Raw genomic sequence first — 24,457 nt, 5'->3', positions numbered from 1 at the left:
CATCGGGGGGGAGCCACGGGACGGACCGGTAACGCGGCGGACCACTTCCATGGAGATCCCGTTCCGCCTCAACGGCGAGGCCGTCACGGCCCGCATCGACGACCCCACCGTCACCCTTCTCGACTGGCTGCGCGCCCGCGGCCTGACGGGCACCAAGGAGGGCTGCAACGAGGGCGACTGCGGCGCCTGCTCGGTGGTCGTCACGGATGCGCGCGGCGCTCGCCCCCTGAACGCCTGCATCCTCTTCATGCCCCAGCTCCGCGGCCGCGCGGTCCGCACCGTCGAAGGCATCGCCGCGCCCGACGGCACGCTGCACCCGGTGCAGGAGGCCATGATCGAGCACCACGGGTCGCAGTGCGGCTTCTGCACCCCCGGCTTCGTCACCACGATGGCCTGCGCGCACCTCAACGGCCGGACCGACCACGCCGATCAGATCGCCGGCAACCTCTGCCGCTGCACCGGCTACGCCCCCATCCTGCGCGCCGCCGAGGCCGCCGCCGACCTCCCGGTCCCCGACCACATGCGCGACGCCCCCCTCCCTCATCCTGCCGAAAATACCTCGGGGGCGCGGGGGCCGGCCCCCGCCTGCCCCACATCCGCCGACGCGCTCGCCGACTGGTATCTCGCCAACCCCGACGCCACCCTCGTCGCCGGCGCCACCGACGTCGGCCTCTGGGTCACGAAGCAGTTCCGCGACCTCGGCCCGGTCGCCTTCCTGGCCGACTGCGACGACCTGCGCGGCGTCGAGGTCACCGGCGACGCCATCGAGATCGGCGCCCTCACCGATATGGAGACCCTGCGCCACGCCCTCGCCCCCCACTTCCCCGCCTTCGCGGAGCTCCTGCGCCGCTATGGCTCGGTGCAGGTGCGCTCGGCCGCTACCTTGGGCGGCAACGTCGCCAACGGGTCGCCCATCGGCGACAGCCCCCCGCCGCTGATCGCGCTCGGCGCCACGCTGCACCTGCGACGCGGGAACGAGCGGCGGGCGATGCCGCTGGAGGACTTCTTCCTCGAATACGGCAAGCAGGATCGCCGCCCCGGCGAGTTCGTTGAGCGCGTCACGATCCCCCGCCAGCCCGACGCGCTGTCGGTGCAGAAGCTGTCCAAGCGCTTCGACCAGGACATCTCGGCGGTCTGCGGCGCGTTCCGCCTGCCCGTGGAGGACGGCACGCTCCGCGGCGTGCGCGTTGCCTTCGGCGGCATGGCCGGCATTCCCGCGCGCGCTCGCGCCGTGGAGGCGGCGCTGGAGGGCCAGCCCTTCGAGGAGGCCAGCTTCGCCGCCGCCGCGCCCCTCTTCGCCGAGGACTTCCAGCCCCTCTCGGACATGCGCGCCTCCGCCGAATACCGCCTCATGGCCTGCGAGGGGATGCTCTTGCGCGCGTTCCGCGAGCGCTCCGGCGCCCCGTCGATCCTGGAGGTGCGCCCGTGACCGTCGCCAAGCCGCTTCCCCACGAGAGCGCCCGCCTCCACGTAACCGGCGCGGCGCGCTACACCGACGACGTGCCCGCCCCCGAGGGGTGCCTGCACCTCGCCTTCGGCCTGTCGGAGACCGCGCGTGGCACGCTCGACGCGCTAGACCTCGACGCCGTCCGCCGCGCCCCCGGCGTGGTGGCGGTGATCGAGGCCGCCGACCTCGACCCCATGCCCGACTGCTCGCCCAGCCTCGGGGACGAGCCGCTGCTCTGCACCGGCCCGATCCACTACGCCGGCCAGCCGCTCTACCTCGTGGTCGCCCGCTCGCACCGCGAGGCCCGCGCCGCCGCGCGCCTGCACCGCGAGACGGTGACCGAGGAGGCGCCGATCCTGACGGTCGAGGACGCCCTCGCCGCCGAGAGCTGGTTCGACGGCGGCCCCCGCCGCTGGGGCCGGGGCGACGTGGCGGCGGGGCTGGCCTCCGCGCCGCACCGCGTCGAGGGCACCATCGAGATCGGCGGGCAGGAGCACTTCTACCTCGAGGGTCACGCCGCGCTCGCCATGCCCGGCGAGGCGGGCGACTGCCATGTGGTCACCTCGACCCAGCACCCCACCGAGATCCAGCACAAAGTGTCCGACGCGCTCGGCGTGCCCATGCACGCGGTGCGCTCCGAGGTGCGGCGCATGGGCGGCGGCTTCGGCGGCAAGGAGAGCCAGGGGAACGCGCTGGCCATCGCCTGCGCCCTCGCCGCGCGCCTGACCGGCCGGGCCTGCCGCATGCGCTACGACCGCGACGACGACTTCGTTGTCACCGGCAAGCGCCACGACTTCCGCATCGCCTACGAGGCGGGCTTCGACGACGCCGGCCGCCTCGCGGCGGTGCGCTTCCGCCACTGGGTGCGCTGCGGTTGGTCACAGGACCTGTCGCTGCCCGTGGCTGACCGGGCCATGCTCCACGCCGACAACGCCTACGACGTGCCGGCCATGGAGATCACCTCCTGGCGGCTGCGCACCAACCATCAGTCGGCGACGGCCTTCCGGGGGTTCGGGGGGCCGCAGGGGATGCTGGGGATCGAGCGGGTGCTCGACCACGTGGCCCACGCCGTCGGGCGCGATCCGTTGGAGGTGCGGCGGCTGAACTACTACCCGGAGGCGGGGGTGGAGGGCGCCGGGGGCCAGCCCCCGGACCCCCGAGGTATTTCCGAAGCAAAGACGGGCGCCGGCAAGACGGGGACCACGCATTACGGGCAGGACGTCACGGACTTCCCGCTCCATGCCATGACCGAGGATCTCGCGGCGCGCTGCGACTACGCGCAGCGGCGGGCGGCAGTGCGGGACTGGAACGCGGCGAACGCGCATCTCAAGCGCGGGATCGCCCTGACGCCGGTGAAGTTCGGCATCTCGTTCACGCTCACCCACCTCAACCAGGCGGGGGCGCTGGTGCACGTCTACGCCGACGGCTCGGTGCACCTGAACCACGGCGGGACCGAGATGGGCCAGGGGCTCCATTCCAAGGTCATGCAGGTCGCCGCCGCGCGCTTCGGATGCGACCCGGCGCGCGTACGGATCACCGCGACCGACACGATGAAGGTGCCCAACACCTCGGCCACCGCGGCCTCCTCGGGAGCCGACCTCAACGGCATGGCCGTGGCCCGCGCCTGCGACGCGATCCGCGCGCGCATCGCCGACTTCCTGGCAGCCGAGCATCAGGCCGACCCTGCGAGCGTGCGCTTCGAGGACGACCGCGTCCGCGTGGCCGGCGCCGACTACGGCTTCGACGAGGCCGCCGCGAAGGCCTACGCGGGGCGCGTGCCGCTCTCGGCCACGGGCTTCTACGCTACGCCCGAGATCAAGTGGGACCGGGCCGCCGGACGGGGCCGCCCCTTCTACTACTTCGCCTACGGCGTGTCCTGCTCCGAGGTCGTGCTGGACGTGGCGACCGGCGAGAACCGCCTCCTGCGGACGGACGTGCTCCACGACGCGGGCGCCTCGCTGAACCCGGCCCTCGACGTCGGCCAGATCGAGGGCGGGCTGATCCAGGGCTACGGCTGGCTCACCATGGAGGAACTCGTCTGGGACGCGAAGGGGCGCCTGCGCACCCACGCGCCCTCGACCTACAAGATCCCCTGCGCCTCCGACGCGCCCGAGGCGTTCCACGTCCACCTGTGGGATGCGCCGAACCGCGAGGAGACCATCTACCGCTCCAAGGCCGTTGGCGAGCCGCCCTTCATGCACGGTATCAGCGCGTTCCTGGCGTTGTCCGACGCGGTCGCGGCCACGCGCGCGGATTATCCTTCGCTCGACGCCCCCGCCACGCCCGAGCGGCTGCTGCGGACCCTCCGCCGGTGAACCGGGCGGCGCTGGAAGCCGCCCTCGCCCGCGGCCCCGTGGCTCGTGTCGCCGTGGCCGAGACCCGCGGCTCCGTGCCCCGCGAGGCGGGCGCCGAGATGCGGGTCTGGGACGGGGGCTTCGACGGCACCATCGGCGGCGGCGCGCTGGAGTGGCGGGCGCTGGCGCTGGCCCGCGAGACACTCGCCGACGGGCGCACACGCGTGGAGCGGATGCCCCTCGGCCCCGCCCTCGCCCAATGCTGCGGCGGCGCCGTGACGCTGGTGGTCGAACGCTTGAAGGCGATGCCCCCCGACCCCTGGCTCCGCCGCGTCGAGGGCGACCGGCCCGCGCCCTCCGCCCCCTTCGAGGGCCTGCGCGACGGCTGGATGCGCGAGACGGCCCGCGTCCCCGCCCGCGCACTCTGGGTCTGGGGCGCCGGGCACGTGGGCCGGGCATTGGTGGCGGTCGTCGCCCCCCTGCCCGACCTCGCCGTCACCTGGATCGACGTGGCCGAGGACCGGTTCCCGGACCGCATCCCCGAAGGCGTCGCCCGCCTCGTCGCCGCCGATCCGCCCCGCCTGATGGCACGCGCGCCCGAGGACGCCGAGCACCTCGTCCTCACCCACAGCCACGAGATCGACCTCGCCCTCTGCCACGCCGCCCTCGCCCGCGGCTTCCGCGCCTGCGGCCTGATCGGATCGGCCACCAAGTGGGCCCGCTTCCGCAGCCGCCTGCGCGCGCTCGGCCACGGCGACGACGCCATCGCCCGCATCGCGTGTCCTATCGGCGACCCGGCCCTGGGAAAGCACCCCCAGGCCATTGCGGTGGGCGTCGCGGCGGCTCTACTGTCGCGGCAATCCGCCGCAGCCGCACAACCGGAAGGGTCCGCCGCGTGACGCCGCTCCTCGCCATCGACGGCCTGACCAAGCGCTATCCCGGCGTCGTCGCCAACGACGGCGTGTCGATGCGCGTGGCGCCCGGCGGCATCCACGCCCTGCTGGGCGAGAACGGCGCCGGCAAGTCCACGCTGGTCAAGGCGATCTACGGGCTGGTGAAGCCCGACGCGGGCACCATGCGGCTGGACGGGCGGCCCTACGCCCCCGCCGACCCCCGCGCCGCGCGCGCCGCCGGCGTGGCCATGGTGTTCCAGCACTTCTCGCTGTTCGAGGCGCTGTCGGTGGCCGAGAACGTCGGCCTCGGCATGGAGGACCCGCCGCGCATGGGCGCGCTGGCGCGGCGCATCCGCGAGGTCTCCGAGGCCTACGGCCTGCCGCTCGACCCCGGCCGGCGCGTGGGCGACCTCTCGGCGGGCGAGCGCCAGCGGGTCGAGATCGTGCGCTGCCTGCTGCAGGACCCGCGCCTCCTGATCATGGACGAGCCGACCTCGGTGCTGACCCCGCAGGAGGTGGAGATCCTGTTCTCGACCCTGCGGCGGCTGGCCTCCGAGGGCACGGCGATCCTCTACATCTCTCATAAATTGGAGGAAATCCGCGCCCTCTGCGACGCCGCCACGATCCTGCGCGGGGGCCGCATGGTGGGCGAGTGCGACCCGCGCGAGGCCTCCGCGCGCGAGCTGGCCGAGCGCATGGTGGGCAGCGCGCTCGCCGCGCCGAAGGCGCGCGCCCACGCGGCGGGGGGCGTGATCCTGGCCGTGCGGGACCTGTCGCTGCCGCCGCCCTCGCAGTTCGGAACGGCTCTGCGCGACGTGGCCTTCGCGCTTCGCGCGGGCGAGGTGCTGGGCATCGGCGGCGTGGCCGGGAACGGGCAGGACGAGCTGCTCGCCGCGCTCTCCGGCGAGCGCCGCACGCAGGCGCAAACCGTTGTTCTGGAAGGGCAGGACGTGTCGCGCATGGGGCCGACGGGGCGGCGGCGGGCGGGCCTCCTGGCTGCGCCCGAGGAGCGGCTGGGACACGCCGCTGCGCCCGACATGTCGCTGACCGAGAACGCCGCCATGACCGGCGCCGCCCGGCGCGGCATCGTGCGCGGCGGGCTGGTGGACTGGCGCCGCGCCCGGGGCTTCGCCGAGGAGGTGATCGCCCGCTTCGACGTGCGCACGCCGGGGCCGTCGGCCGCCGCCCGCTCGCTCTCGGGCGGCAACCTCCAGAAGTTCGTGATCGGCCGCGAAGTGCTTCAGGATCCACGGGTTCTCGTGGTGAACCAGCCCACCTGGGGCGTGGACGCCGCCGCCGCCGCGGCGATCCGGCAGGCGCTCGTGGACCTCGCCGCCGAGGGCGCGGGCGTCGTCGTGATCTCGCAGGATCTCGACGAGCTGCTCGAGGTCTCGGACCGGTTCTGCGCGCTTAACGCGGGGCGTCTGAGCGCCCCCGTCCCCACCTCCGACCTGACGCTGGAGCGGATCGGGCTGATGCTCGGCGGGGCGCACGATCTGGAGCCGGCGCATGCGTGAGGGTGCGGAAATGCGGATGCACCCCCCGTGCACCCCCCGTGCACCCCTCGTGCATACGGAGAGCGCCGGGGCTCCGCCGTCGCCTTCGGGCTCGAACCGATGGCGCCCGAAGGCGACCCCGAGGTATTTTCGGCAAGATGAGGGAGGGGCGGAGCCCCCGGGGGGGGTGTCATGATCCGCCTGGAGCGCCGCCCGTCGCCGTCGCGCGCATGGGCCGCGGCCTCCCCGGTAGTGGCGGTGCTGCTGACGCTGGTGGCGGGCGGGCTGATGTTCGCCGCGCTCGGCAAGGACCCCGTGGCTGCCATCCGCGCGATCTTCTGGGAGCCGGTGTTCGGGGAGTTCGCCTGGTACTTCCGCGGGCAGCTCCTGGTGAAGGCCGCGCCGCTCGTGCTGATCGCGGTGGGCCTGTCCCTAGGCTTCCGGGCCGGCATCTGGAACATCGGCGCCGAGGGGCAGTACATCGTGGGCGCGATCGTGGGCGCCGCGCTCGGGCTGGCCTTCTACCCGTCGGATTCGCCCCTGATCTTCCCGCTGATGGTGGCGGGCGGCGCGCTGGGGGGGTTCCTCTGGGGCATGATCCCCGCGCTCCTGAAGGTGCGCTTCGGCACCAGCGAGATCCTGGTCTCGCTGATGCTGGTCTACGTGGCCGAGAACCTGCTCGCCTCCGCCGCCGTGTCTTGGCTGCGCAACCCCGACGCGGTGGGCTTTCCCGGCTCGCGCAACCTCGCGCGCTGGGACGCCTCCGCCAACCCCGAGCTGATCGCGGGCACCGGCGCCCACTGGGGCGTGGTTGCCGCCGTGGCCGCGGTAATCGCGGCCTACGCGCTGCTGGCGAAGCACCAGCTCGGCTTCCACGTGCGCCTCGCCGGGGCGGCGCCGCGGGCGGCCCGCTTCGCGGGGGTCTCGCCGGGGCGGCTCACGGTGTTCTGCCTCGGCACCTCGGGCGCGCTCGCGGGCCTCGCGGGCCTGTTCGAGGTCACGGGGCCGGCGGGGCAGATCTCGATCGACTTCGCCACGGGATACGGCTTCACCGCGATCATCGTGGCCTTCCTCGGGCGCCTGCACCCCGTGGGCATCCTGCTCGCGGGCCTCCTGATGGCCCTCACCTACGTCGGCGGCGACAACGCGGCCACCAACCTCGGGCTGCCCGTGGCGGCGATCTCGGCTTTCCAGGGGATGCTGCTGTTCTTCCTGCTGGCCGTGGACGTGCTGACCCACTTCCGGGTGCGGATGGGCCGCGCCGGCCCCGTGCGCGAGCAGCCCGCCCCCGGCGTGGGCGAGCCGGCGGAATGACCTCGGAGGCTTCGCGATGACCGGCTCGATCGACCCCGTCCTGCTCGTGGCCTCGCTGATGGTGGCCTCGACGCCGATCCTGCTGGCCGCCCTGGGCGAGCTGGTGGCCGAGCGCTCGGGCGTGCTGAACCTCGGCGTCGAGGGCATGATGATCACCGGCGCCGTGGTGGGCTTCATCGCCGCCGCGTCGTCCGGGTCGGTCTGGCTGGGCTTCGGCGCCGCCGTGCTGGGGGGCGCGGCCCTCGCCCTCGTGTTCGGGGTGCTGACGCAGGTGCTCTTGTCGAACCAGGTGGCGACCGGACTGGCACTCACGCTGTTCGGCCTCGGGCTGGCCTCGCTGCTGGGGCAGGGCTGGGTCGGGATCAAGGGGCCGGGGCTGGCGCGCGTCGACCTCGGGCCGCTGTCGGACCTGCCCGTGGTGGGGCGCGTGCTCTTCAGCCACGATCCCGTGGTCTACCTGAGCCTCCTCCTCGTGCTCCTCGTCTGGGCCTTCCTGCGCCTCACCCGCGCGGGCCTGATCCTGCGCGCCGTGGGCGAGAGCGCCGAGGCGGCCCACGCGCTGGGCTACCCCGTGCGCGCCGTGCGCCTGGCCGCCATCGCCTTCGGCGGCGCCTGCGCAGGCCTCGGGGGCGCCTACCTCTCCCTCGTGCGCGTGCCCCAGTGGACCGACGGGCTGACCGCGGGCGCGGGCTGGATCGCGCTGGCCATCGTGGTCTTCGCCTCGTGGCGGCCGGGCCGGGCGCTGGTGGGCGCCTATCTCTTCGGCGGGATCACGGTGCTGCAGCTCAACCTGCAGGCGGCCGGCGCGCGCATCCCCGTGGAGCTGCTGTCGGCCTCCCCCTACCTTGTCACCATCCTCGTGCTCGTGGTCATATCCCGCCGGCGCGAGCGGGGCGGCGACGCCCCCGCCGACCTCGCGCGACCGTTCCACGCCTCCGCCTGAGAGAGGCGATCCACTCACCGACACGGAGACAGACATGACACTCAAGGCACTGCTGGCCGGCACCATCGCCCTCGGCCTCGCCGTCCCGGCCTTCGCGCAGGACGACAAGACGAAGGTGGGCTTCGTCTACGTCGGACCCATCGGCGACGGCGGCTGGACCTACCAGCACGACCAGGGCCGCCTCGCCGTCGAGGAGGAGTTCGGCGACGCCGTCGAGACCGTCTACCAGGAGAACGTGCCCGAGGGCGCCGACGCCGAGCGCGTCATCACCCAGATGGCCCTGGGCGGCGCCGACATCATCTTCACCACCTCGTTCGGCTACATGGACCCCACCAACAACGTGGCCGAGAAGTTCCCGGACGTGAAGTTCGAGCACGCCACCGGCTTCAAGCGCGAGCACCCGAACGTCGCCACCTATGATGCCCGCTTCTACGAGGGCCGCGCCGTGCTGGGCACCCTGGCCGGGCACCTGACCGAGTCGAACAAGATCGGCTACATCGCCTCGTTCCCGATCCCCGAGGTGATCCAGGGCATCAACTCGACCTACCTCCACGCCGCCAAGGTGAACCCCGACGTGGAGATGAGCGTGGTGTGGGCCTACACCTGGTTCGACCCCGCCAAGGAGGCCGATGCCGCCAAGGCGCTGATCGACCAGGGCGTCGACGTGATCCTGCAGCACACCGACTCCACGGCGCCGCACGCGGCGGCGCAGGAGGCCAACGCGAACGGCGCGAAGATCTACACCTTCGGGCAGGCCTCCGACATGTCGGCCTTCGCGCCGATGCCGCGGGTGGCCTCGATCATCGACGACTGGTCGCCCTACTACATCGAGCGCGTGCGGGCCGTGATGGACGGGACGTGGGAGCAGGGCGCCTCGTGGGGCGGCATGCCCGAGGGCGAGGTGGTGATCGGCGAGATCACCGACGTGGTGCCCGCGGAGGCCAAGGCCGAGGCCGAGGCCATGATCGAGGCGATCACGGCGGGCGAGTACCATCCGTTCACGGGGCCGATCAACAAGCAGGACGGGTCCGAGTGGCTGGCCGACGGCGAGGTCGCCGAGGACGGCGAGCTGCTGGGCATGGACTTCTACGTCGAGGGCATCACGGGCGACATTCCGAACTGAGCTCGGGTTGATGGAGATTGGAGAGGGGCGTCCTACGGGGCGCCCTTTTTCGTTCCCGGCGCGAGTGCTGCGAGCGAGAGCAGTGCACCACCTCCCTCGCCCTTGATCCGATAGCGGTCCGTGCGCTTGGCGAAGTAGGTTTTGGCTCCTCCGCAATCGCGGACGAAGGCGAGAAGGCCGTGCTTCCTCAGCTCCTCACCGACGACGGACAACCGGAGGGTTTTGTGATGCGCCAGGCAGTCGACGAGTAGCCTGTCGATGCGTCCTTCCTGTTCGGGCTTGGGCGCCAGGGGGCTCGGTTCCGACCCTTTCTGTTGCTCGGCGAGCACGTTGAACTCGCTGCACTGCGCTCTTAGGCGCGGGGACTCCGTCGCACCGAACCCGAGCACCACTGCTCCCGCTTCGCGGAGGAAGGCGGCGAGATGCGCGAGTCCACCGTCGGACGAAGCGATCACGGCCGTGTCGAAGCGACCGCGGTTGAAGAGGTCGACCGCGTCGATGCACAGTCGAATGTCGGCGGAGTTCGGCCCTACGAAGGTGTAGACCGGTATCAAGGACGCATCACTGCGCCAGCTAGGCTGTTCTGTCAGGTTTCCGTAGACGCGTGCCACCTTGAGATCGCCGGCGGCCCTCGCACGGGCGACAATGGCCTCTGCATGGACTGGCGAGACGTTCTCCCCATCGACGAAGAGGGCGACGCGGGGGCGGGATCACGGAAATGGCGCATGGCCCCATTCCCGCAGGCGCCCGTGGCGGAAGTGCGGCTGCCGGGCGGCGGAAACGCCCCGCTTCCCCCCAACCGCGCAACCCCGCGCTTGTCCGCGCGGGGGGCGGTGTGACACCACTCGGCGATGGACTGCGACTTCCTCCTCGCCGGGGCGCCGGCACGTGCCGCGTCGGGCCCCGGGCGTGCGGCGGCGACCGATGCGGCGCGGCGGCCGCGGCGGTGAGGCGGCTCGACCTGCCCGACGGCGCCGCGCGGGACGGGGCGGGCCTGCTCCATGCGCCCTCGGCGGAGCGCAACCTCGCGCCGATCCTCGCGGCGCTCCTGCCCGCCCTGCCCTGCGGCGGCGTGGCGCTGGAGCTGGCCTCGGGGACGGGGCAGCACGCCGCCGCGGTGGCCGCGGCGCGGCCCGCGCTGTCGATCCAGCCCACGGAGCCCGACCCCGAGCGCCGCCGCACCATCGACCGGCGCTGCGCGGGCCTGCCCAACGTGGCCGAGGCCCGCGCCCTCGACGCCTGCGCGCCGGGCTGGGCCGAGGGGCTGCGGGTCGACGCGCTGTGGGTGGTGAACCTCCTGCACCTCGTGTCCGAGGGCGAGATGGCGGTACTGCTCGACGAGGGCGCGCGGGCGGTGGCGCCGGGGGGGCTGTTCGCGATCTACGGCCCGTTCCTTCGCGGCGGCCGGGCCACCAGCGCGGGCGACCGGACCTTCGACGCCACGCTCCGGGCGCAGGACCCGGAGATCGGGTTCAAGGAGGTGGAGGTGGTCGAGGGCGTACTCTCGGTGCTGGGCTTCGCGGTGGAGCGGCGGGAGATGCCGGCCAACAACCTCCTCCTGCTCGCGCGGCGCGGGGGCTAGAGGCCGAAGGGCAGGCGCCAAGCGGTGCGGGGGGCGTGGCCGCAGACTTCGGTGCCGCCGCGCTCCGCGGCGCGGGCGAGGCAGCGGGCCACCGGCGCGGGCAGCGGCGCGCCCCGGTCCAGCGCCACGCCCGCGCCCAACGCGCCCACGTCCACGAGCACGACGGTCCGCAGGCCGCGCGGCGAGGGCTGTCGCAGGCGGACCACCGGCGCGGTGCCGTCGCAGGCGGCGCGGCAGAGGCGGCGGAGGGCCGGCAGGGCCTCTAGGTTCTGCCATCGGCGCAGGAGCACGAGTTCGACGGCGGCGGTCCCGGCGGGGGCCGTGGAGAGGGCGGCGAGCGCCGGGGCGCCGTCGCCGGAGACGTGCACGCCGGTCGCGCGGCGGAGGCCGGCGGCGGCGAGGGCCGCGAGGAGGAGGGCGGCGAGGGCGAAGGCGGTGCGGCGCATTCGGGGGGATGTGGGGTGGCGGGGCGGTGGATCGAGGGGGGGGGTCGGGGTGCCCCACTCCGCTCTGCGCGCCCCGGACTTGCTCCGGGGCCTCTGACTGGGGTCGGTGCTTCGTTGCGGAGCGGGGCGCCGGTGGTGGGCCGAGGCCCCGGCTCAGGGCCGGGGCGGGGTCGTCTCCACCGCCCCCGTCTTCGTTTCCGACATACCTCGGGGGGAGCGCGCAGCGCGGGGGGCGGAGCCCCCTACCCGTCCGCCCGGATGCGCGCGTTGCGGGGATCGTAGGGACTGTCCTCCGTCACCTCCACGTCCCACAGCGCGCGCTGCATGCGGACCTTCAGCCGGGTCCCTGGCGCGGCGAGGTCGGGGCGGACGTAGCCCATGCCGATCGACTTGCCGAAGGCCACGGAGTAGCCGCCCGAGGTGAGGCGCCCCACCCGCGTGCCGTCCTCCGCGTAGAGCGCCTCGCGGCCCCAGGGATCGGCGTCCTTGGGGCCGTCGACCAGCACCGTGACGCAGCGCGAGCGGATGCCGGTCTCCTGCATCGCCGCCTTTCCGTGGAAGTCCTTGGAGAGGTCCACGAAGCGGTCCAGCCCGGCCTCGAGCGGGGTAGCGTCGCGGCCCAGCTCGGTGCCGAAGGCGCGGTAGCTCTTCTCCTGGCGCAGCCAGTTCTGGGCGCGGGCGCCGACGAGACGCAGGTCGTGGCGCTCGCCCGCTTCCATGAGGCGGTCGAACAGGTAGTTCTGCATCTCGATGGGGTGGTGCAGCTCCCAGCCCAGCTCGCCGGTGTAGGCGACGCGGATGGCGTTCACGGGGCACATCATGAGCTCGATCCGGCGCTGCGAGAGCCAAGGGAAGCGCTTGTTCGACAGGGCCGTCTCGGGCTCGGCGTCGCGGATCAGCTCGGCGAGGATCGCACGACTGTTCGGCCCCGCCAGCGCGAACACGCCGTGGCGCCCGGTCACGTCGTCGAGGTGCATCGGCCCGAAGCGCGCGACATTGTCGTTCACGGCCTTGGCGAGGTGGTCGCCGTCGTAGGCCTGCCAGGCGCCGGCGGAGACGAGGTAGAAGGTGTCCTCGGCGAGCCGCACGATGGTGTACTCGGTGCGCGTCGTGCCCGCCCCGGTCAGCGCGTAGGTGAGGTTGATGCGGCCCACCTTCGGCAGGCGGTTGGTGGTGAACCAGTCGAGGAAGGCCGCGGCGCCCGGGCCGCGCAGCACGTGCTTTGCGAAGGCGGTGGCGTCGATCAGGCCGGCGGTCTCGCGGATGGCCGTGGCCTCGTCCTTCGCATGCTTCCACCACGCGCCCCGGCGGAAGGAGCGGGACTTCAGGTCGAAGTCGCCGTCCGCACCGGGGGCGTAGTAGTTGGGCCGCTCCCACCCGTTCACGCAGCCGAACTGGGCGCCACGGGCCTTCACGCGCTCATAGCAGGGCGCGGTCTTGAGGGGGCGCGCGGCGGGGCGCTCCTCGTCGGGGTGGTGGAGCACGTAGACGTGGTCGTAGCACTCCTCGTTCTTGCGCATGGCGTACTCGGTGGTCGTCCACGGGCCGAAGCGGCGCGGGTCGAGCGAGGCCATGTCGATGTCGGCCTCCCCTTCGGTCATCATCTGCGCGAGGTAGTGGCCGGTGCCGCCCGCCGCGGTGATGCCGAAGCTGAAGCCCTCGGCCAGCCACATGTTGCGCAGGCCTTGCGCCGGGCCGACCAGCGGGTTGCCGTCGGGGGTGTAGCAGATGGGGCCGTTGAAGTCGTCCTTGAGGCCGCAGTGCTCGGACGAGGGGATGCGGTGGATGAAGCTGAGGTACTCCTCCTCGATCCGCTCGAGGTCGAGCGGGAAGAGGTCGGCGCGGAAGCTGTCGGGCACGCCGTAGGGGAAGCGGGCGGGGGCGTTCTGCTCGTAAGGGCCGAGGATCCAGCCGCCGCGCTCCTCGCGCACGTACCACTTGGCGTCGGCATCCCGCAGGACCGGGTGCTGGGGGTTGCCGGCCTTGCGCCACTCCACGAGGGCCGGGTCGGGTTCGGTCACGACGTACTGGTGCTCGACGACGACAGCCGGGGAGCGGATGCCCAGGAGCCGCGCGGTGCGCTGGGCGTGGTTGCCGGTGGCCGTGACGACGTGCTCGGCGGTGATGACTTCCCGCTCCTCGGTGGGCACGAGGTTGCCGCCGCGCTCGGCCATCTTGGTGACGGTGACGCGCCATTCCGAGCCGGTCCACTCGAAGCCGTCGACCTGCCAGCGGCGCTCGATGGTGGCCCCGTGCTGGCGCGCGCCCTTGGCCATGGCCATCGTGACGTCGGCGGGGTTGATGTAGCCGTCGGTGGGGTGGAGGATCGCGCCGCGCAGGTCCTCGGTGCGCAGGAGCGGGTAGCGCTCCTTGATGTCCGCGGGGGTGAGCCACTCGTGGGGGATGCCCACGGTCTCGGCAGTGGCGGCATATAGGGCGTACTCGTCCATGCGGTCGGCGGTCTGGGCCATGCGCAGGTTGCCGACGACGCTGAAGCCGGGGTTGAGGCCGGTCTCGGCCTCGAGGCCCTTGTAGAACTCCACCGAGTGGGCGTGGATGTGGCTGGTGGCGTAGCTCATGTTGAAGAGCGGCAGGAGGCCCGCGGCGTGCCAGGTGGAGCCGGAGGTCAGCTCGTCGCGCTCCAGGAGCATGGTGTCCCAGCCGGCCTTGGCGAGGTGGTAGGCGATCCCGGTGCCCACGGCGCCGCCGCCCACCACGAGGGCTCTCACGTTGGTCTTCATGGCGCCGTCTCCCCGCTGCTCGGGGGGTTCTTGCACCGAGCTTGCGGCGCGGCGCGCGGCGCGGGCGACGGGGGGCGGGGCGAAAGCGACTTCGATTCCGTTGGGAGGCTTGGTGGCGGGCGTGGGAGTGCGCCCCGGACTTGATCCGGGGCCTCCGGGGGCCGTTGGCGCTGCCGTTGCGGAGCGGGGCGCCGGCGGTGGGGGGAGGCCCCAGCGCAGCGCCGGGGCGTGGCGGCCCCTACAGCACCCCCATCTCGGCCAATGCCAGCTGCAGCTTCGCCGGCAGCGGGGCCTCGTCGGCCCGCTCGGGGTCCACGTCGCCGGGCATGTCCTCGGGCTTGAGGTAGCGCCAGCCCTGGAAGGCGCGCACCGGGCGGGGCGCCACGGGGACCAGACCCGGCTCCAGCACGATGCCGCAGCGGCGCAGGCCGTCGGCGCGGCGCACCTCCTCGAGGCGCAGGATGCGCTGGCGGCAGAGCAGCACGCCCTTGACCACCCAGAAGATCGAGCCGCCGTCGACCAGCTCGGCCTCGCGCTTGGGCCACATGCGGGTGACGTGGCGCGGGTTGCCGCAGGGGCCCTTGGCGCGGGCATCGCGCTGCCACTTCGCGAGCCCCGCCATGTCGCGGGTGCCGACGCTCAGCTTGATGAGATGGACCGCCATCGTGACTCCCCCGCCTCGCGGCGCTATATCTAGAAGGAACGCGCGCCCGCGCAACCACCCCTTGACGATGGACCCGACGCGATGGCCTCCACGACCGACTTCGCCGCCCCCATCGCCCAGAGCATCTGGGACATGAAGTACCGCCTCAAGGCCGCCGACGGCACCCCCGTCGACGCCACGATCGCGGACACGTGGGACCGCATCGCCGGCGCGCTGGCCGCGCAGGAGGCCGACCCGGACGCGCACCGCCCCGCCTTCCGCGCCGCCTTGCAGGATTTCCGCTTCCTGCCCGCCGGGCGGATCGTGGCGGGCGCGGGCACGGACCGCTCGGTCACCCTCTTCAACTGCTTCGTGATGGGCCGGATCGAGGACGACATGGGCGCGATCTTCGCGCACCTGCGCGAGGCGGCGCTGACGCTCCAGCAGGGCGGCGGCATCGGCTACGACTTCTCGACCATCCGCCCCATGGGCGCGCCCGTGGCAGGGGTGGCGGCGGAGGCGTCGGGCCCGCTCAGCTTCATGGACGTGTGGGACTCCATGTGCCGCACGATCATGTCCGCCGGCTCGCGCCGCGGCGCCATGATGGCGACGTTGCGCTGCGACCACCCGGACGTGGAGCGGTTCATAGAGGCCAAGCGCGACCCGACGCGATTGCGGATGTTCAACCTCTCGGTGCTGGTGACCGACCCGTTCATGGAGGCGGTGGAGCGGGACGCCGACTGGCCGCTGGTGTTCGAGGGCCGCACCTACCGCACCGTGCGGGCGCGCGGGCTGTGGGAGGCGATCCTGCGGGCGACCTACGACTACGCCGAGCCGGGCGTGATCTTCATCGACCGCATCAACGCGGAGAACAATCTCCATTACGTCGAGACGATCTCGGCCACCAACCCCTGCGGCGAGCAGCCGCTGCCGCCCTACGGCGCGTGCCTGCTCGGCTCGCTGAACCTCGCGCGGCTGGTGCGGGCGCCGTTCGAGGCGGGGGCCGCGGTCGACGTGGCGGAGCTGGAAGCGCTGACCGCCACCGCGGTGCGGATGCTGGACGACGTGGTGGACGCCTCGCGCTTTCCCCTGCAGGCGCAGGCGGACGAGGCGCGGGCCAAGCGGCGGATCGGGCTGGGGGTCACGGGGCTGGCGGACGCCCTCGCCATGTGCGGGCTGCGGTATGGCTCCCCCGAGGCGGCCGAGCGGACGGGGGCGTGGCTGCAGCGGATCGCCAACGCGGCCTACCGCGCCTCGGCGGAGCTGGCCGCCGAGAAGGGGCGGTTCCCGCTGTGGGACGACGCGCTCCTGGAGGCGCCCATGATCGCGCGCTTGGACGGTGACGTGCGCGACCTCGTGGCGCGCCACGGTCTGCGCAACGCGCTGCTGACCTCGATCGCCCCCACGGGCACGATCTCGCTGCTGGCGGGCAACGTCTCGTCCGGCATCGAGCCGATCTTCGCCACGAGCTACCGCCGCCGCGTGCTCCTGCCGGACGGGACGCACCGCGAGGAGACGGTGGAGGACTTCGCGGTCGCCGAGTGGCGGAGGCTCCACGGCGACGCCCCCCTGCCCGGCTACCTCGTGACCGCGCAGACGCTGGAGCCGGCGGAGCACGTGGCGATGCAGGCGGCGGCGCAGCGGTGGGTGGACTCGTCGATCTCGAAGACGATCAACGTGCCGGCGGACATCTCGTTCGAGCGCTTCGGGGACGTCTACCTCGAGGCGTGGCGGACGGGGTGCAAGGGCTGCACGACGTACCGCCCGAACGCGGTCACGGGCAGCGTGCTGGAGGCGGAGCCGGACGTGCCGGAGGCGGCGCCCGCGGCGCCCCGCCCGGTCTCCGCCGACGGCACCGTGGTCCACCTCACCGACCCGCTCGACCGGCCCGAGCAGCTGGATGGGCAGACCTACAAGCTGCGCTGGCCGAACTCCGAGCACGCGCTCTACATCACCATCAACGACGTGATGCTCGACGGGCGGCGGCGGCCCTTCGAGATCTTCGTGAACTCCAAGAACATGGAGCACTTCGCCTGGATGGTGGGGCTGACGCGCATGGTCTCGGCGGTGTTCCGGCGCGGCGGCGACGTCTCCTTCGTGGTCGAGGAGCTGAAGGCCGTCTTCGACCCGCGCGGCGGGGCCTGGGTGCAGGGGCGCTACGTGCCCTCGATCCTGGCGGCGATCGGCGACGTGATCGAGCGGCACATGGTGGCGATCGGCTTCCTCGGCGCGGCCGAGGGCCTGTCCGCCCCCGGGGATGGGGACGCCCCCCGCCTGCCCGCCTGCCCCCGCTGCGGCGCCCCGGCCCTGCGCCGCGTCGAGGGCTGCGCGACCTGCGCCGCCTGCGGGCATTCGGAGTGCGGCTAGGGGCGCGGGGCTGTGTTGTCGGTGCCGGCGCCGGTCGAAAACTGCCATTTCGGGGGAAATAGCTGCCTTCTTGACATGTGGTTATCTGTCATCGGGCTATATTGCTGCGGCCATGAAAGGCTGCCGTTTCGGGAAAATATCGGACACGTCAGCATCTCATGCTGGCCCGCTGCAACTGTCACGCCAGACTACACATGTGGAACTGTTCCGGTGCTCGTCCGAACACGCCTAGGTTCAAGGTCTCATCGCTTCCTTCTGCCCAGCGCCGGAGACGACGAGACAGGGTGGCGTCAACGCTGTTCGGGCATCCTTGATGCAAAGCACGTGCCCGACCATGCGATCGATCCGCCCCTGCTCCGAAATTATATTGGCCTACGAACGGGACCAATTGCTGCGGCGGAGTTGGTGTGTTCCCCCAGCGGGGGGCGAGCAAAGCTCGCAAGCATGAAATCGAATTCCGATCAAGACTGGTTCTCGCCGATTTTTCCGAAAGGAGTTGCCGGAAGGAACACGCCTCCAAGGACATCGTGCGACAGGATCGGACGATTGGTGCGATTGCGAGCGGCAGACAAAGGACTTCTCGAACGGCGGTGGCGATGACGGAGGAAACGGACTTGGAAGGAAGCGTGGCGATGGCGAAGGAGTCGGATGGGAAGGTATCGCCTACGAAGGTCTGGTTCGCGAGCGCGAGCGTGGATGTGAACGCGGCGAAACCGATCCTGCCGATCGGGCGCCACGAAGAAGACGAGCGGAGCATGACCCGCGACGAGCTGGCCGCCGTGGTCAAGGTGTCGCGTGAAGCAATGCGCAAGATTCAGTCGGGCGAAGCGTTGTCCGACGAAGAGATTTCGAGAACGTATTCGCTTTGCCGAGGCTCGACAGCATCGAATCAACCAGAGCCCTTCATGCTTCTTTTCGGTAGCTGGGTCGTCACCGCCGAGACCCGGGCGCTCCTCGAAGACCTCGACCCCGGACCACTGCGCTTTCACGAAATCGAAGTGCTGAACGCCGCGCGGACGGCGCCGCTCTGGGAGGGCGCGGCGCTGTCGGTGATGCAAGTGCTGACATGTCGGCGGGATGTGGTGATCGAGGAGTCGGAGAGGCTGCGCAAACGCGTCGGCCGTCTGAAGGATGGCGAAGCTCGATTCTCCGTAACGGCACCGGATCGGGACGACGTTCTTGTCGTCCTGCCTCCGCATGAAGATGCTTCTGAAGTCTGGTTGGACGATCGCCTCGATGGTGCTCTGTTCCTATCGGACCGCGTTGCGAAGGCACTCTCGGCGGCGAAGCTGACGCGCGGCTGGAACCTGCGTCGCTGCGTGAAAAAGACCGTTCACTAAGAATGTTCATCATTGGATTTCGGAGATCGTCCAACGGGAATGCTAAATTTCCAGATTCACCACATCTTGCCGAAGAAAGTCTTTGATGATCCGGCAGGAGTTCGCTGTTTCTTAGCTTGTCAGATGCAGGCTTCGACCTCCCCGGCAGACAAGCCGCCGGTAACCTGATCGGCCCATTCACCGACGCGAGCCAACTGGCTGTCGTTCAGAATGGCGGCAACACACCTTCTGGATTGGGACAGGGACAGCATGGCGCCCGTCTTCCACAGCGAACGCCGCCCTTGGGGCGGCGTTTTCCTTTCCGGCCGGTGGAAGATAACCGCGGGCCCAGAGGAAGGATTGGCCGCCGGGCGATTTGGGAAACTCAACGAAACGAGGGGTTCAGGTTCTATCAGTGGCAGTTATTCCCGGGCCCCTACAGCTGTGTCGGTCGAAAGCTGCCGATATCGAGAATGGTCGGACGTGCCCGCAACCCGTCTCGGTCCGTCTCGGCTGTCGCGGCGGACCGTGTCCTCCGAGACGGTTGCTTTGGAACGGCCGGCCCGTTAGGGCCGCGACCAGTCGGGCCTTTGCCCGGCACAGGAGCTTTGATGTCCGAGATTGCGGCAAGCCGCTAGATCCGTGACCTGAACCCGAGGACCGAACGCCCCTGCGGGTGAATCCGGACCGCTCAGGATCGACGGAATCGACAATATGACCACCCACCCGCGCGCGATGCCGGGGGGACGGTCTCGTTCGACCTGACCGAAGCGAAGCCAATGAACATCTCCAAACACGAGCAGCGCGTGCTGCACGTGCTCGCGCGCGGCGGCGCGATCCACTTCGAGCGCCTGCCCTCGGGCAAGGTAGCGGACGTCTCGTGCCTCACACGCGAAGGCCACGTGCTCGAGGACTGCACCTTGCCGGTCTTCGACCGCCTCAAGAAGCGCCGCCTGATCCGATCCACGAACGGCAAGCCCTACCGCGCCACGCGGGCGGGGATCGTCGCCGTGCGCTCGCAACTCGACCAACGCTGAGAAGGACCAAGACGATGAACGACACGAGCCGAACCATCCGCCCCTACCGGGCGGAAGACATCGAACCGGTGATCGATGTCTGGCAGCGCGCGAACGCGCTGGCCCACCCCTTTCTTTCCGAGGACTTCGTCGCCGGGGTGCATCGGGCCATGCGCGACATCTACCTGCCGAACGCGGAGACCTATCTTCTGGAGGTGGGCGGGACCGTCGTTGGCTTCATCGCCCTCATCGGCAACGAGATCGGCGGCCTGTTCCTCGATCCGGCGATGCACGGCCGCGGCCACGGCCGGGCGCTGGTGGACCATGCGGTCGCTCTCAAGGGTCCGCTGACCGTCGAGGTCTTCCGCGACAACGAACTCGGTCGGCCCTTCTACGAGCGCTACGGGTTCGAGTTCGTAGGGGATGAGCTGCACGAGCCGTCCGGTCACGTCAGCCGCAAGATGGCGATGCCGGGTGCGTGACTCCCGAGGAGGACGGCCCGCTCCCCGCCACAGGGGGCGGGCATCTCCTGATCGGAAGAACGACGCGAGACGCGCCTGCGGCTACCGCCGCTTCCGGGTACGCTCGACGAGGACGCCGGCCCTCTCCGCGCCGGGTCGCAGGTCGGACCCGATCCGCCCTTCGCCCGCGGCGCCCGATGCCCTATGTCCAGTGCGAACGGGGTGGAGGCGTCGATGCGCAAGGTCGAGGGGACGGAGCGGCCGGACTGGCAGGCGCGGGCCGAGGAGGCGGGGTTCACGTTCCACTCCATGCATGGCGAGCCCTACTGGGACGAGACCAGCGCCTACGCGTTCACGCTCGACGAGATCGAGACCCGGCTGGAGGACCCTTCCACCGAGCTGCACGCCATGGCGCGCGAGGCGGCGGCACGGGTCGCGGGCGACGAGGCGCGGATGGCGCGGCTCGGCATCCCCGAGGCGCACATGGCCTTCGTGGCCGATTCCTGGGAGGCGGGCGAGGCGGAACTGTATGGGCGCATGGACCTGGCCTACGACGGCGAGGGGCCGGCCAAGCTCCTGGAGTACAACGCCGACACGCCCACCTCGCTCTACGAGGCGGGGCACTTCCAGTGGGACTGGCTGGAGGGCGCGCGCGCGGCGGGGCTGATCCCGGAGGGATCCGACCAGCTCAACCGCCTGCAGGAGGCGCTGGCCGAGCGGCTGGCGGAGATCTGCGGCCCCGGCGAGCAGGTCCACTTCGCCGCCGTGGCGGGCGCCGCCGAGGACTACGCCACCGTGGAGACCATGGCCTATGCCGCGCGCGACGCCGGCCTCGGCGCCCACTACGTCGACATCGGCGCGGTGGGCATCGACCCCTCGGGGCGGCTGGTGGACGAGGAGGCGCGCGTGATCGGCACGCTCTTCAAGCTCTACCCCTGGGAGGACTTCCTGCGCGACGAGGCGGCGGACGCGCTGGCGGCCTCGGGCACGCGCTTCCTGGAGCCGCCCTGGAAGGCGCTGGTCTCGAACAAGGCGCTGCTCGCTGTCCTGTGGGAGATGTTCGAGGGCCACCCGAACCTCCTGCCCACCTTCCTGGAGGCCGACGCGGGCTCGCCCGCGTGGGACCGGGCCCACGCCGCCGGGCACTTCGCGCGGGGCACGGTGCGCAAGCCGATCTTCTCGCGCGAGGGGGCGGGCGTGCGGATCGAGGGCGCGGACGGCGCCGTGCTGGAGGCCTCCGCCAACGCCGCCTACGACGCGCACCCCACCGTGGTGCAGGCCCACGCGCCCTTGCCCGAGATGGGGGGCTTCCGCCCGGTGATGGGAACGTGGATCGTGGGCGAGACCTGCGTGGCCTTGGGGATCCGCGAGGACCGCTCGCGCATCACCCAGGACCTCAGCCGCTTCAAGCCGCACTACATCGAGCCGTGACACGGCACAGGAGGACGCCATGAAGGCATCGGCACCCAGACGGATCATCCTGCTCGGCGCGGCGAGCGCCCTGGCGCTCGCGGGCTGCCAGGAGGACCGCACCGACGTGGTGATCTTCGACGACCCCGAGAGCTGCGCGTCGAGCGAGTACGGCTCGGAGCTGTGCGAGGAGCAGTACGCCGAGGCGCTGGCCGAGCACGACGAGACCGCGCCCCGCTACGACGCGCGTGAGGTCTGCGAGGCCGAGCACGGTGAGGGCGCCTGCATCGAGGACGAGTCGCGCCCCTCGATCTTCATGCCGCTGATGGCGGGGTTCCTGATGGGGCAGCTCTTGGGCGGGCGCGGCTTCGCCTCGCGGGCGATGGTGCCGGCGGCGGGCGGGGGCTTCGCCACCACCGACGGGTCGACGCGGGCGGGCAGCCTCTCGGGCCGCGGCTCGGTGGGGGCGTCGGCGCTGACGTCCAAGGCGGCCAGCACGCGCAACGCGGCGCCGCTGACGCGCTCCACCGTGGCCCGCTCGGGCGGCTTCGGCGCCGCGCGCACGTCCGGAGGATTCGGCGCGGGCGGCTGAGGGCCGCTCCGGGCGGGCGCCGCCGCCGCGCTAGCCGATCGCCCGCCCCGCGCCCTCGGGGCGGGGCAGCGCGGCGTGGGCCTCGGCCCAGGCGCCCAGCGCCGCGGCCACCGCGGGCGCGGGCGGCGCGGCGCGGCGGGTGCGCAGGTCGACGTGGAGCAGGAACGTCTCCATCGTGGCCACGGTCCCGCCCGCCCGCTCGATGCGGTGGAACAGGTGCATCTTGCGCCCGTCGCCGCCCAGCACCTGCGTCGTGACGCGCAGGTGCTCGCCGGCCCGCACCTCGGCGAGGTAGCGGACGTGGTTCTCGACCGTGAAGAAGCTCAGGCCGCCGGCCACGTAGTCCGGACCCGCGCCGATCAGTTCCATGAACCGATCGGTCGCCTGCCCGCCCATCTCGCCGTAGTGGGCCTCGTTCATGTGGCCGTTGTAGTCGGTCCAGGACGAGGGGACGGTGCGGCGCACGGTCTCCACCGGATCGGGGCCGGGCGCGGTCATGGGGCGTCCGAGCGTGGCTTCGTGGGCGGCGATCACGGCACCGGCGCCGGCGCCCGCATGGCGCAGGGCGCGCAGGATGGCGACGAGGTTGCGGTCGCGCGAGGCTTCCAGCTCGCGGATCGAGAGGTGGCCGGACTGGGCGTCGGACTGGGCGGCGATGGTCTCCACCAGCTCGGGCGTGAAGGCGGGGACGTCCATGAGCTTGGTCCAGGGCCACGCCAGCGCGGGGCCGAACTGCTCCATGAAGTGCCGCATGCCCGCCTCGCCGCCGGCCACGCGGTAGGTCTCGAACAGGCCCATCTGCGCCCAGCGCAGGCCGAAGCCCATGCGGATCGCGTCGTCGATCTCGGCGGTGGTGGCGATGCCGTCGGTCACGAGCCAGAGCGCCTCGCGCCAGACCGCCTCGAGCAGGCGGTCGGCGACGTGGGCGTCGATCTCGCGGCGGATGTGGAGGGGATGCATGCCGACGGCGCGCAAGGTGTCCGCGGCGCGCGCGCAGGTGGCGGCGTCGCCCACCAACTCCACGAGGGGGAGCAGGTAGACCGGGTTGAACGGGTGGGCGACGATGGCCCGTGCGCCTTGCGCGATCAGCTCCGACGGCTTGAAGCCCGAGGTGGAGGAGCCGACCACGGCGCCCTCGGGCGCGGCGGCGTCGATGGCCGCGAGGACGCGGTGCTTGAGGTCGAGCCGCTCCGGCACGCTCTCCTGCACCCAGTCGGCGTCCCGGACGGCGTCCTCCAGCCGCGTCTCGAAGGCGAGGGTGCCCTCGGGCGGCAGCGCCGCGTCGTAGAGCATGGGCAGCGCCCGGCGCGCGCCGTCGACGACGGTGGCGACCTTGCGGGCGGCCTCGGGGTCGGGGTCGTGCACGGCCACGTCCCAGCCGTTCAGGAGGAACCGCGCGGCCCAGCCGCCGCCGATCACCCCGCCGCCGACGATCGCGGCCTTCATCGGGCCGCCCCCGGCGCCAGCGGCGCCCGCTTCGTTAGCCCCAGCCGCGACCGCACCGCGTCGGGGCCGACCACCGTGGCGCCCAGGGACTCCACGATGCCAACGGCGCGCTCCACGAGCTGCGCGTTGGTGGCGAGCTGGCCGCGCCCGAGCATCAGGTTGTCCTCCAGCCCCACGCGCACGTTGCCGCCCGCGAGCACCGCGGCGGCGACGTAAGGCATCTGGTGGCGGCCGAGCGAGAAGGCCGACCAGGTCCAGTCCGCCGGCACCGCGTCCGCCATGGCGAGGAAGGTCCGCAGGTCGTCGGGCGCGCCCCAGGGCACGCCCATGCAGAGCTGCACCAGCGCGGGCGCGGCGAGCACGCCCTCGCGCACCAGCTCCCTGGCGAGCCAGAGGTGGCCGGTGTCGAAGGCCTCGATCTCAGGGCGCACGCCCATGGCGGTGATGGCCCGGCCCATGGCGCGCAAGGTCCCGGGGGTGTTGCACATCACGTAGTCGGCCTCGGCGAAGTTCATGGTGCCGCAGTCGAGGGTGCAGATCTCGGGGCGGCACTCGGCGACGTGAGCGAGGCGGGCCTCGGCGCCGATCATGTCGGTGCCGGCCGCGAGGGGCAGCGGCGTCTCGGCCGAGCCGAACACGAGGTCGCCGCCCATGCCGGCGGTGAGGTTCAGCACCACGTCGACCTCGGCGTCGCGGATGCGCTCCGTCACCTCGCGGTAGAGGTCCAGTCGCCGCGAGGGCGCGCCCGTCTCGGGGTCGCGCACGTGGCAGTGGACGATCGCGGCGCCGGCCTTGGCGGCGTCGATGGCGCTCGTGGCGATCTCGGCGGGCGAGCGGGGGACGTGGGGCGAGCGGTCCTGCGTCGCGCCCGAGCCGGTCACGGCGCAGGTGATCATCACCTCGCGGTTCATCTCCAGGGGCATC

At 72.1% G+C, this 24,457-nt stretch carries 20 protein-coding genes; 14 read left to right on the top strand and 6 right to left on the bottom strand.

Going from position 1 to position 24,457, the window contains the following annotated elements; translation table 11 throughout:
- The first annotated feature begins 49 nt into the window (after positions 1–49).
- The 7 genes from xdhA to K3554_RS04280 all read left to right on the top strand — a co-directional run bounded on the left by xdhA (position 50) and on the right by K3554_RS04280 (position 9,510).
- Positions 50–1,429, top strand: a complete 1,380-nt coding sequence (xdhA, locus tag K3554_RS04310) for a xanthine dehydrogenase small subunit (protein WP_259943941.1) — start codon at positions 50–52, stop codon at positions 1,427–1,429.
- Positions 1,426–3,762, top strand: coding sequence for a xanthine dehydrogenase molybdopterin binding subunit (xdhB, locus tag K3554_RS04305; RefSeq protein ID WP_259943939.1), 2,337 nt, complete (start codon positions 1,426–1,428; stop codon positions 3,760–3,762). Before xdhA ends, xdhB begins: the two co-directional genes overlap by 4 nt.
- Positions 3,759–4,640, top strand: coding sequence for a xanthine dehydrogenase accessory protein XdhC (gene xdhC, locus K3554_RS04300; protein ID WP_259943937.1), 882 nt, complete (start codon positions 3,759–3,761; stop codon positions 4,638–4,640). Before xdhB ends, xdhC begins: the two co-directional genes overlap by 4 nt.
- Complete coding sequence (locus tag K3554_RS04295; protein WP_259943935.1) at positions 4,637–6,151, top strand: ABC transporter ATP-binding protein; 1,515 nt, start codon at positions 4,637–4,639, stop codon at positions 6,149–6,151. The genes xdhC and K3554_RS04295 overlap by 4 nt, the downstream gene beginning before the upstream one ends.
- A 171-nt stretch (positions 6,152–6,322) precedes the next feature.
- Entirely contained in the window at positions 6,323–7,444 is a 1,122-nt protein-coding gene (locus K3554_RS04290) for an ABC transporter permease (RefSeq protein WP_259943933.1), read from the top strand.
- Positions 7,445–7,460: 16 nt separating this feature from the next.
- Positions 7,461–8,387, top strand: a complete 927-nt coding sequence (locus tag K3554_RS04285) for an ABC transporter permease (protein WP_259943932.1) — start codon at positions 7,461–7,463, stop codon at positions 8,385–8,387.
- A gap of 34 nt (positions 8,388–8,421) precedes the next feature.
- Positions 8,422–9,510 (top strand): BMP family ABC transporter substrate-binding protein, encoded by a 1,089-nt coding sequence (locus K3554_RS04280; protein ID WP_259943930.1) that lies wholly within the window; start codon positions 8,422–8,424, stop codon positions 9,508–9,510.
- 32 nt (positions 9,511–9,542) lie between these two features.
- Here the strand turns inward: K3554_RS04280 and K3554_RS04275 are convergent, their stop codons facing one another.
- Entirely contained in the window at positions 9,543–10,157 is a 615-nt protein-coding gene (locus K3554_RS04275) for an NYN domain-containing protein (protein WP_259945787.1), read from the bottom strand.
- A 299-nt stretch (positions 10,158–10,456) separates the two neighbouring features.
- Between K3554_RS04275 and K3554_RS04270 the strand changes: the two genes are divergently transcribed.
- Complete coding sequence (locus tag K3554_RS04270; protein ID WP_259943928.1) at positions 10,457–11,092, top strand: class I SAM-dependent methyltransferase; 636 nt, start codon at positions 10,457–10,459, stop codon at positions 11,090–11,092.
- Here the strand turns inward: K3554_RS04270 and K3554_RS04265 are convergent.
- The 3 genes from K3554_RS04265 to K3554_RS04255 all read right to left on the bottom strand — a co-directional run bounded on the left by K3554_RS04265 (position 11,089) and on the right by K3554_RS04255 (position 14,943).
- Complete coding sequence (locus tag K3554_RS04265; RefSeq protein ID WP_259943927.1) at positions 11,089–11,538, bottom strand: hypothetical protein; 450 nt, start codon at positions 11,536–11,538, stop codon at positions 11,089–11,091. The two genes, K3554_RS04270 and K3554_RS04265, sit on opposite strands and share 4 nt — an antisense overlap.
- A gap of 242 nt (positions 11,539–11,780) precedes the next feature.
- Complete coding sequence (locus K3554_RS04260; protein ID WP_259943926.1) at positions 11,781–14,279, bottom strand: FAD-dependent oxidoreductase; 2,499 nt, start codon at positions 14,277–14,279, stop codon at positions 11,781–11,783.
- A 238-nt stretch (positions 14,280–14,517) separates the two neighbouring features.
- The gene (locus K3554_RS04255) at positions 14,518–14,943 is read right to left on the bottom strand and encodes a DUF1489 family protein (protein ID WP_259943925.1); all 426 of its coding nucleotides are present in this window, start codon (positions 14,941–14,943) and stop codon (positions 14,518–14,520) included.
- Positions 14,944–15,024: 81 nt separating this feature from the next.
- Between K3554_RS04255 and K3554_RS04250 the strand changes: the two genes are divergently transcribed.
- From K3554_RS04250 to K3554_RS04225, 6 genes are all read left to right on the top strand, one after another.
- Positions 15,025–17,289 carry an adenosylcobalamin-dependent ribonucleoside-diphosphate reductase gene (locus K3554_RS04250; protein WP_259943924.1) on the top strand — a complete coding sequence of 755 codons (2,265 nt, stop codon included), beginning with the start codon at positions 15,025–15,027 and terminating at the stop codon, positions 17,287–17,289.
- A 590-nt stretch (positions 17,290–17,879) separates the two neighbouring features.
- Positions 17,880–18,629 (top strand): hypothetical protein, encoded by a 750-nt coding sequence (locus tag K3554_RS04245; protein WP_259943921.1) that lies wholly within the window; start codon positions 17,880–17,882, stop codon positions 18,627–18,629.
- A 758-nt stretch (positions 18,630–19,387) separates the two neighbouring features.
- Positions 19,388–19,645 carry a YjhX family toxin gene (locus tag K3554_RS04240; protein WP_259943918.1) on the top strand — a complete coding sequence of 86 codons (258 nt, stop codon included), beginning with the start codon at positions 19,388–19,390 and terminating at the stop codon, positions 19,643–19,645.
- A 14-nt stretch (positions 19,646–19,659) separates the two neighbouring features.
- On the top strand, positions 19,660–20,106 hold the full coding sequence (locus tag K3554_RS04235) for a GNAT family N-acetyltransferase (RefSeq protein WP_259943915.1): 447 nt from the start codon (positions 19,660–19,662) through the stop codon (positions 20,104–20,106).
- A 213-nt stretch (positions 20,107–20,319) separates the two neighbouring features.
- Positions 20,320–21,516 carry a glutathionylspermidine synthase family protein gene (locus K3554_RS04230; protein ID WP_259943912.1) on the top strand — a complete coding sequence of 399 codons (1,197 nt, stop codon included), beginning with the start codon at positions 20,320–20,322 and terminating at the stop codon, positions 21,514–21,516.
- A gap of 19 nt (positions 21,517–21,535) precedes the next feature.
- Positions 21,536–22,087, top strand: coding sequence for a DUF1190 domain-containing protein (locus K3554_RS04225; protein ID WP_259943909.1), 552 nt, complete (start codon positions 21,536–21,538; stop codon positions 22,085–22,087).
- Positions 22,088–22,117: 30 nt separating this feature from the next.
- Here K3554_RS04225 and K3554_RS04220 read toward each other — a convergent pair whose 3' ends face one another.
- Together K3554_RS04220 and K3554_RS04215 are read right to left on the bottom strand one after the other, a co-directional pair.
- Entirely contained in the window at positions 22,118–23,533 is a 1,416-nt protein-coding gene (locus K3554_RS04220) for a carnitine 3-dehydrogenase (protein ID WP_259943907.1), read from the bottom strand.
- Positions 23,530–24,456, bottom strand: coding sequence for a 3-keto-5-aminohexanoate cleavage protein (locus K3554_RS04215; RefSeq protein WP_259943903.1), 927 nt, complete (start codon positions 24,454–24,456; stop codon positions 23,530–23,532). The genes K3554_RS04220 and K3554_RS04215 overlap by 4 nt, the downstream gene beginning before the upstream one ends.
- Position 24,457 lies beyond the last annotated feature (1 nt).

Source organism: Jannaschia sp. W003 (assembly GCF_025144335.1).
GTDB lineage: Bacteria > Pseudomonadota > Alphaproteobacteria > Rhodobacterales > Rhodobacteraceae > Jannaschia.
Note: the sequence above shows the minus strand (reverse complement) of the source record. Positions and strands in the feature narration are given on the sequence as shown.

Coding starts and splice junctions, on each gene's coding strand:
- xdhA (WP_259943941.1), top strand. CDS start 50: ATGGAGATCCCGTTCCGCCTCAACGGCGAGGCCGTCACGGCCCGCATC.
- K3554_RS04290 (WP_259943933.1), top strand. CDS start 6,323: ATGATCCGCCTGGAGCGCCGCCCGTCGCCGTCGCGCGCATGGGCCGCG.
- K3554_RS04285 (WP_259943932.1), top strand. CDS start 7,461: ATGACCGGCTCGATCGACCCCGTCCTGCTCGTGGCCTCGCTGATGGTG.
- K3554_RS04280 (WP_259943930.1), top strand. CDS start 8,422: ATGACACTCAAGGCACTGCTGGCCGGCACCATCGCCCTCGGCCTCGCC.
- K3554_RS04265 (WP_259943927.1), bottom strand. CDS start 11,538: ATGCGCCGCACCGCCTTCGCCCTCGCCGCCCTCCTCCTCGCGGCCCTC.
- K3554_RS04260 (WP_259943926.1), bottom strand. CDS start 14,279: ATGAAGACCAACGTGAGAGCCCTCGTGGTGGGCGGCGGCGCCGTGGGC.
- K3554_RS04255 (WP_259943925.1), bottom strand. CDS start 14,943: ATGGCGGTCCATCTCATCAAGCTGAGCGTCGGCACCCGCGACATGGCG.
- K3554_RS04250 (WP_259943924.1), top strand. CDS start 15,025: ATGGCCTCCACGACCGACTTCGCCGCCCCCATCGCCCAGAGCATCTGG.
- K3554_RS04240 (WP_259943918.1), top strand. CDS start 19,388: ATGAACATCTCCAAACACGAGCAGCGCGTGCTGCACGTGCTCGCGCGC.
- K3554_RS04235 (WP_259943915.1), top strand. CDS start 19,660: ATGAACGACACGAGCCGAACCATCCGCCCCTACCGGGCGGAAGACATC.
- K3554_RS04230 (WP_259943912.1), top strand. CDS start 20,320: ATGCGCAAGGTCGAGGGGACGGAGCGGCCGGACTGGCAGGCGCGGGCC.
- K3554_RS04225 (WP_259943909.1), top strand. CDS start 21,536: ATGAAGGCATCGGCACCCAGACGGATCATCCTGCTCGGCGCGGCGAGC.
- K3554_RS04220 (WP_259943907.1), bottom strand. CDS start 23,533: ATGAAGGCCGCGATCGTCGGCGGCGGGGTGATCGGCGGCGGCTGGGCC.
- K3554_RS04215 (WP_259943903.1), bottom strand. CDS start 24,456: ATGCCCCTGGAGATGAACCGCGAGGTGATGATCACCTGCGCCGTGACC.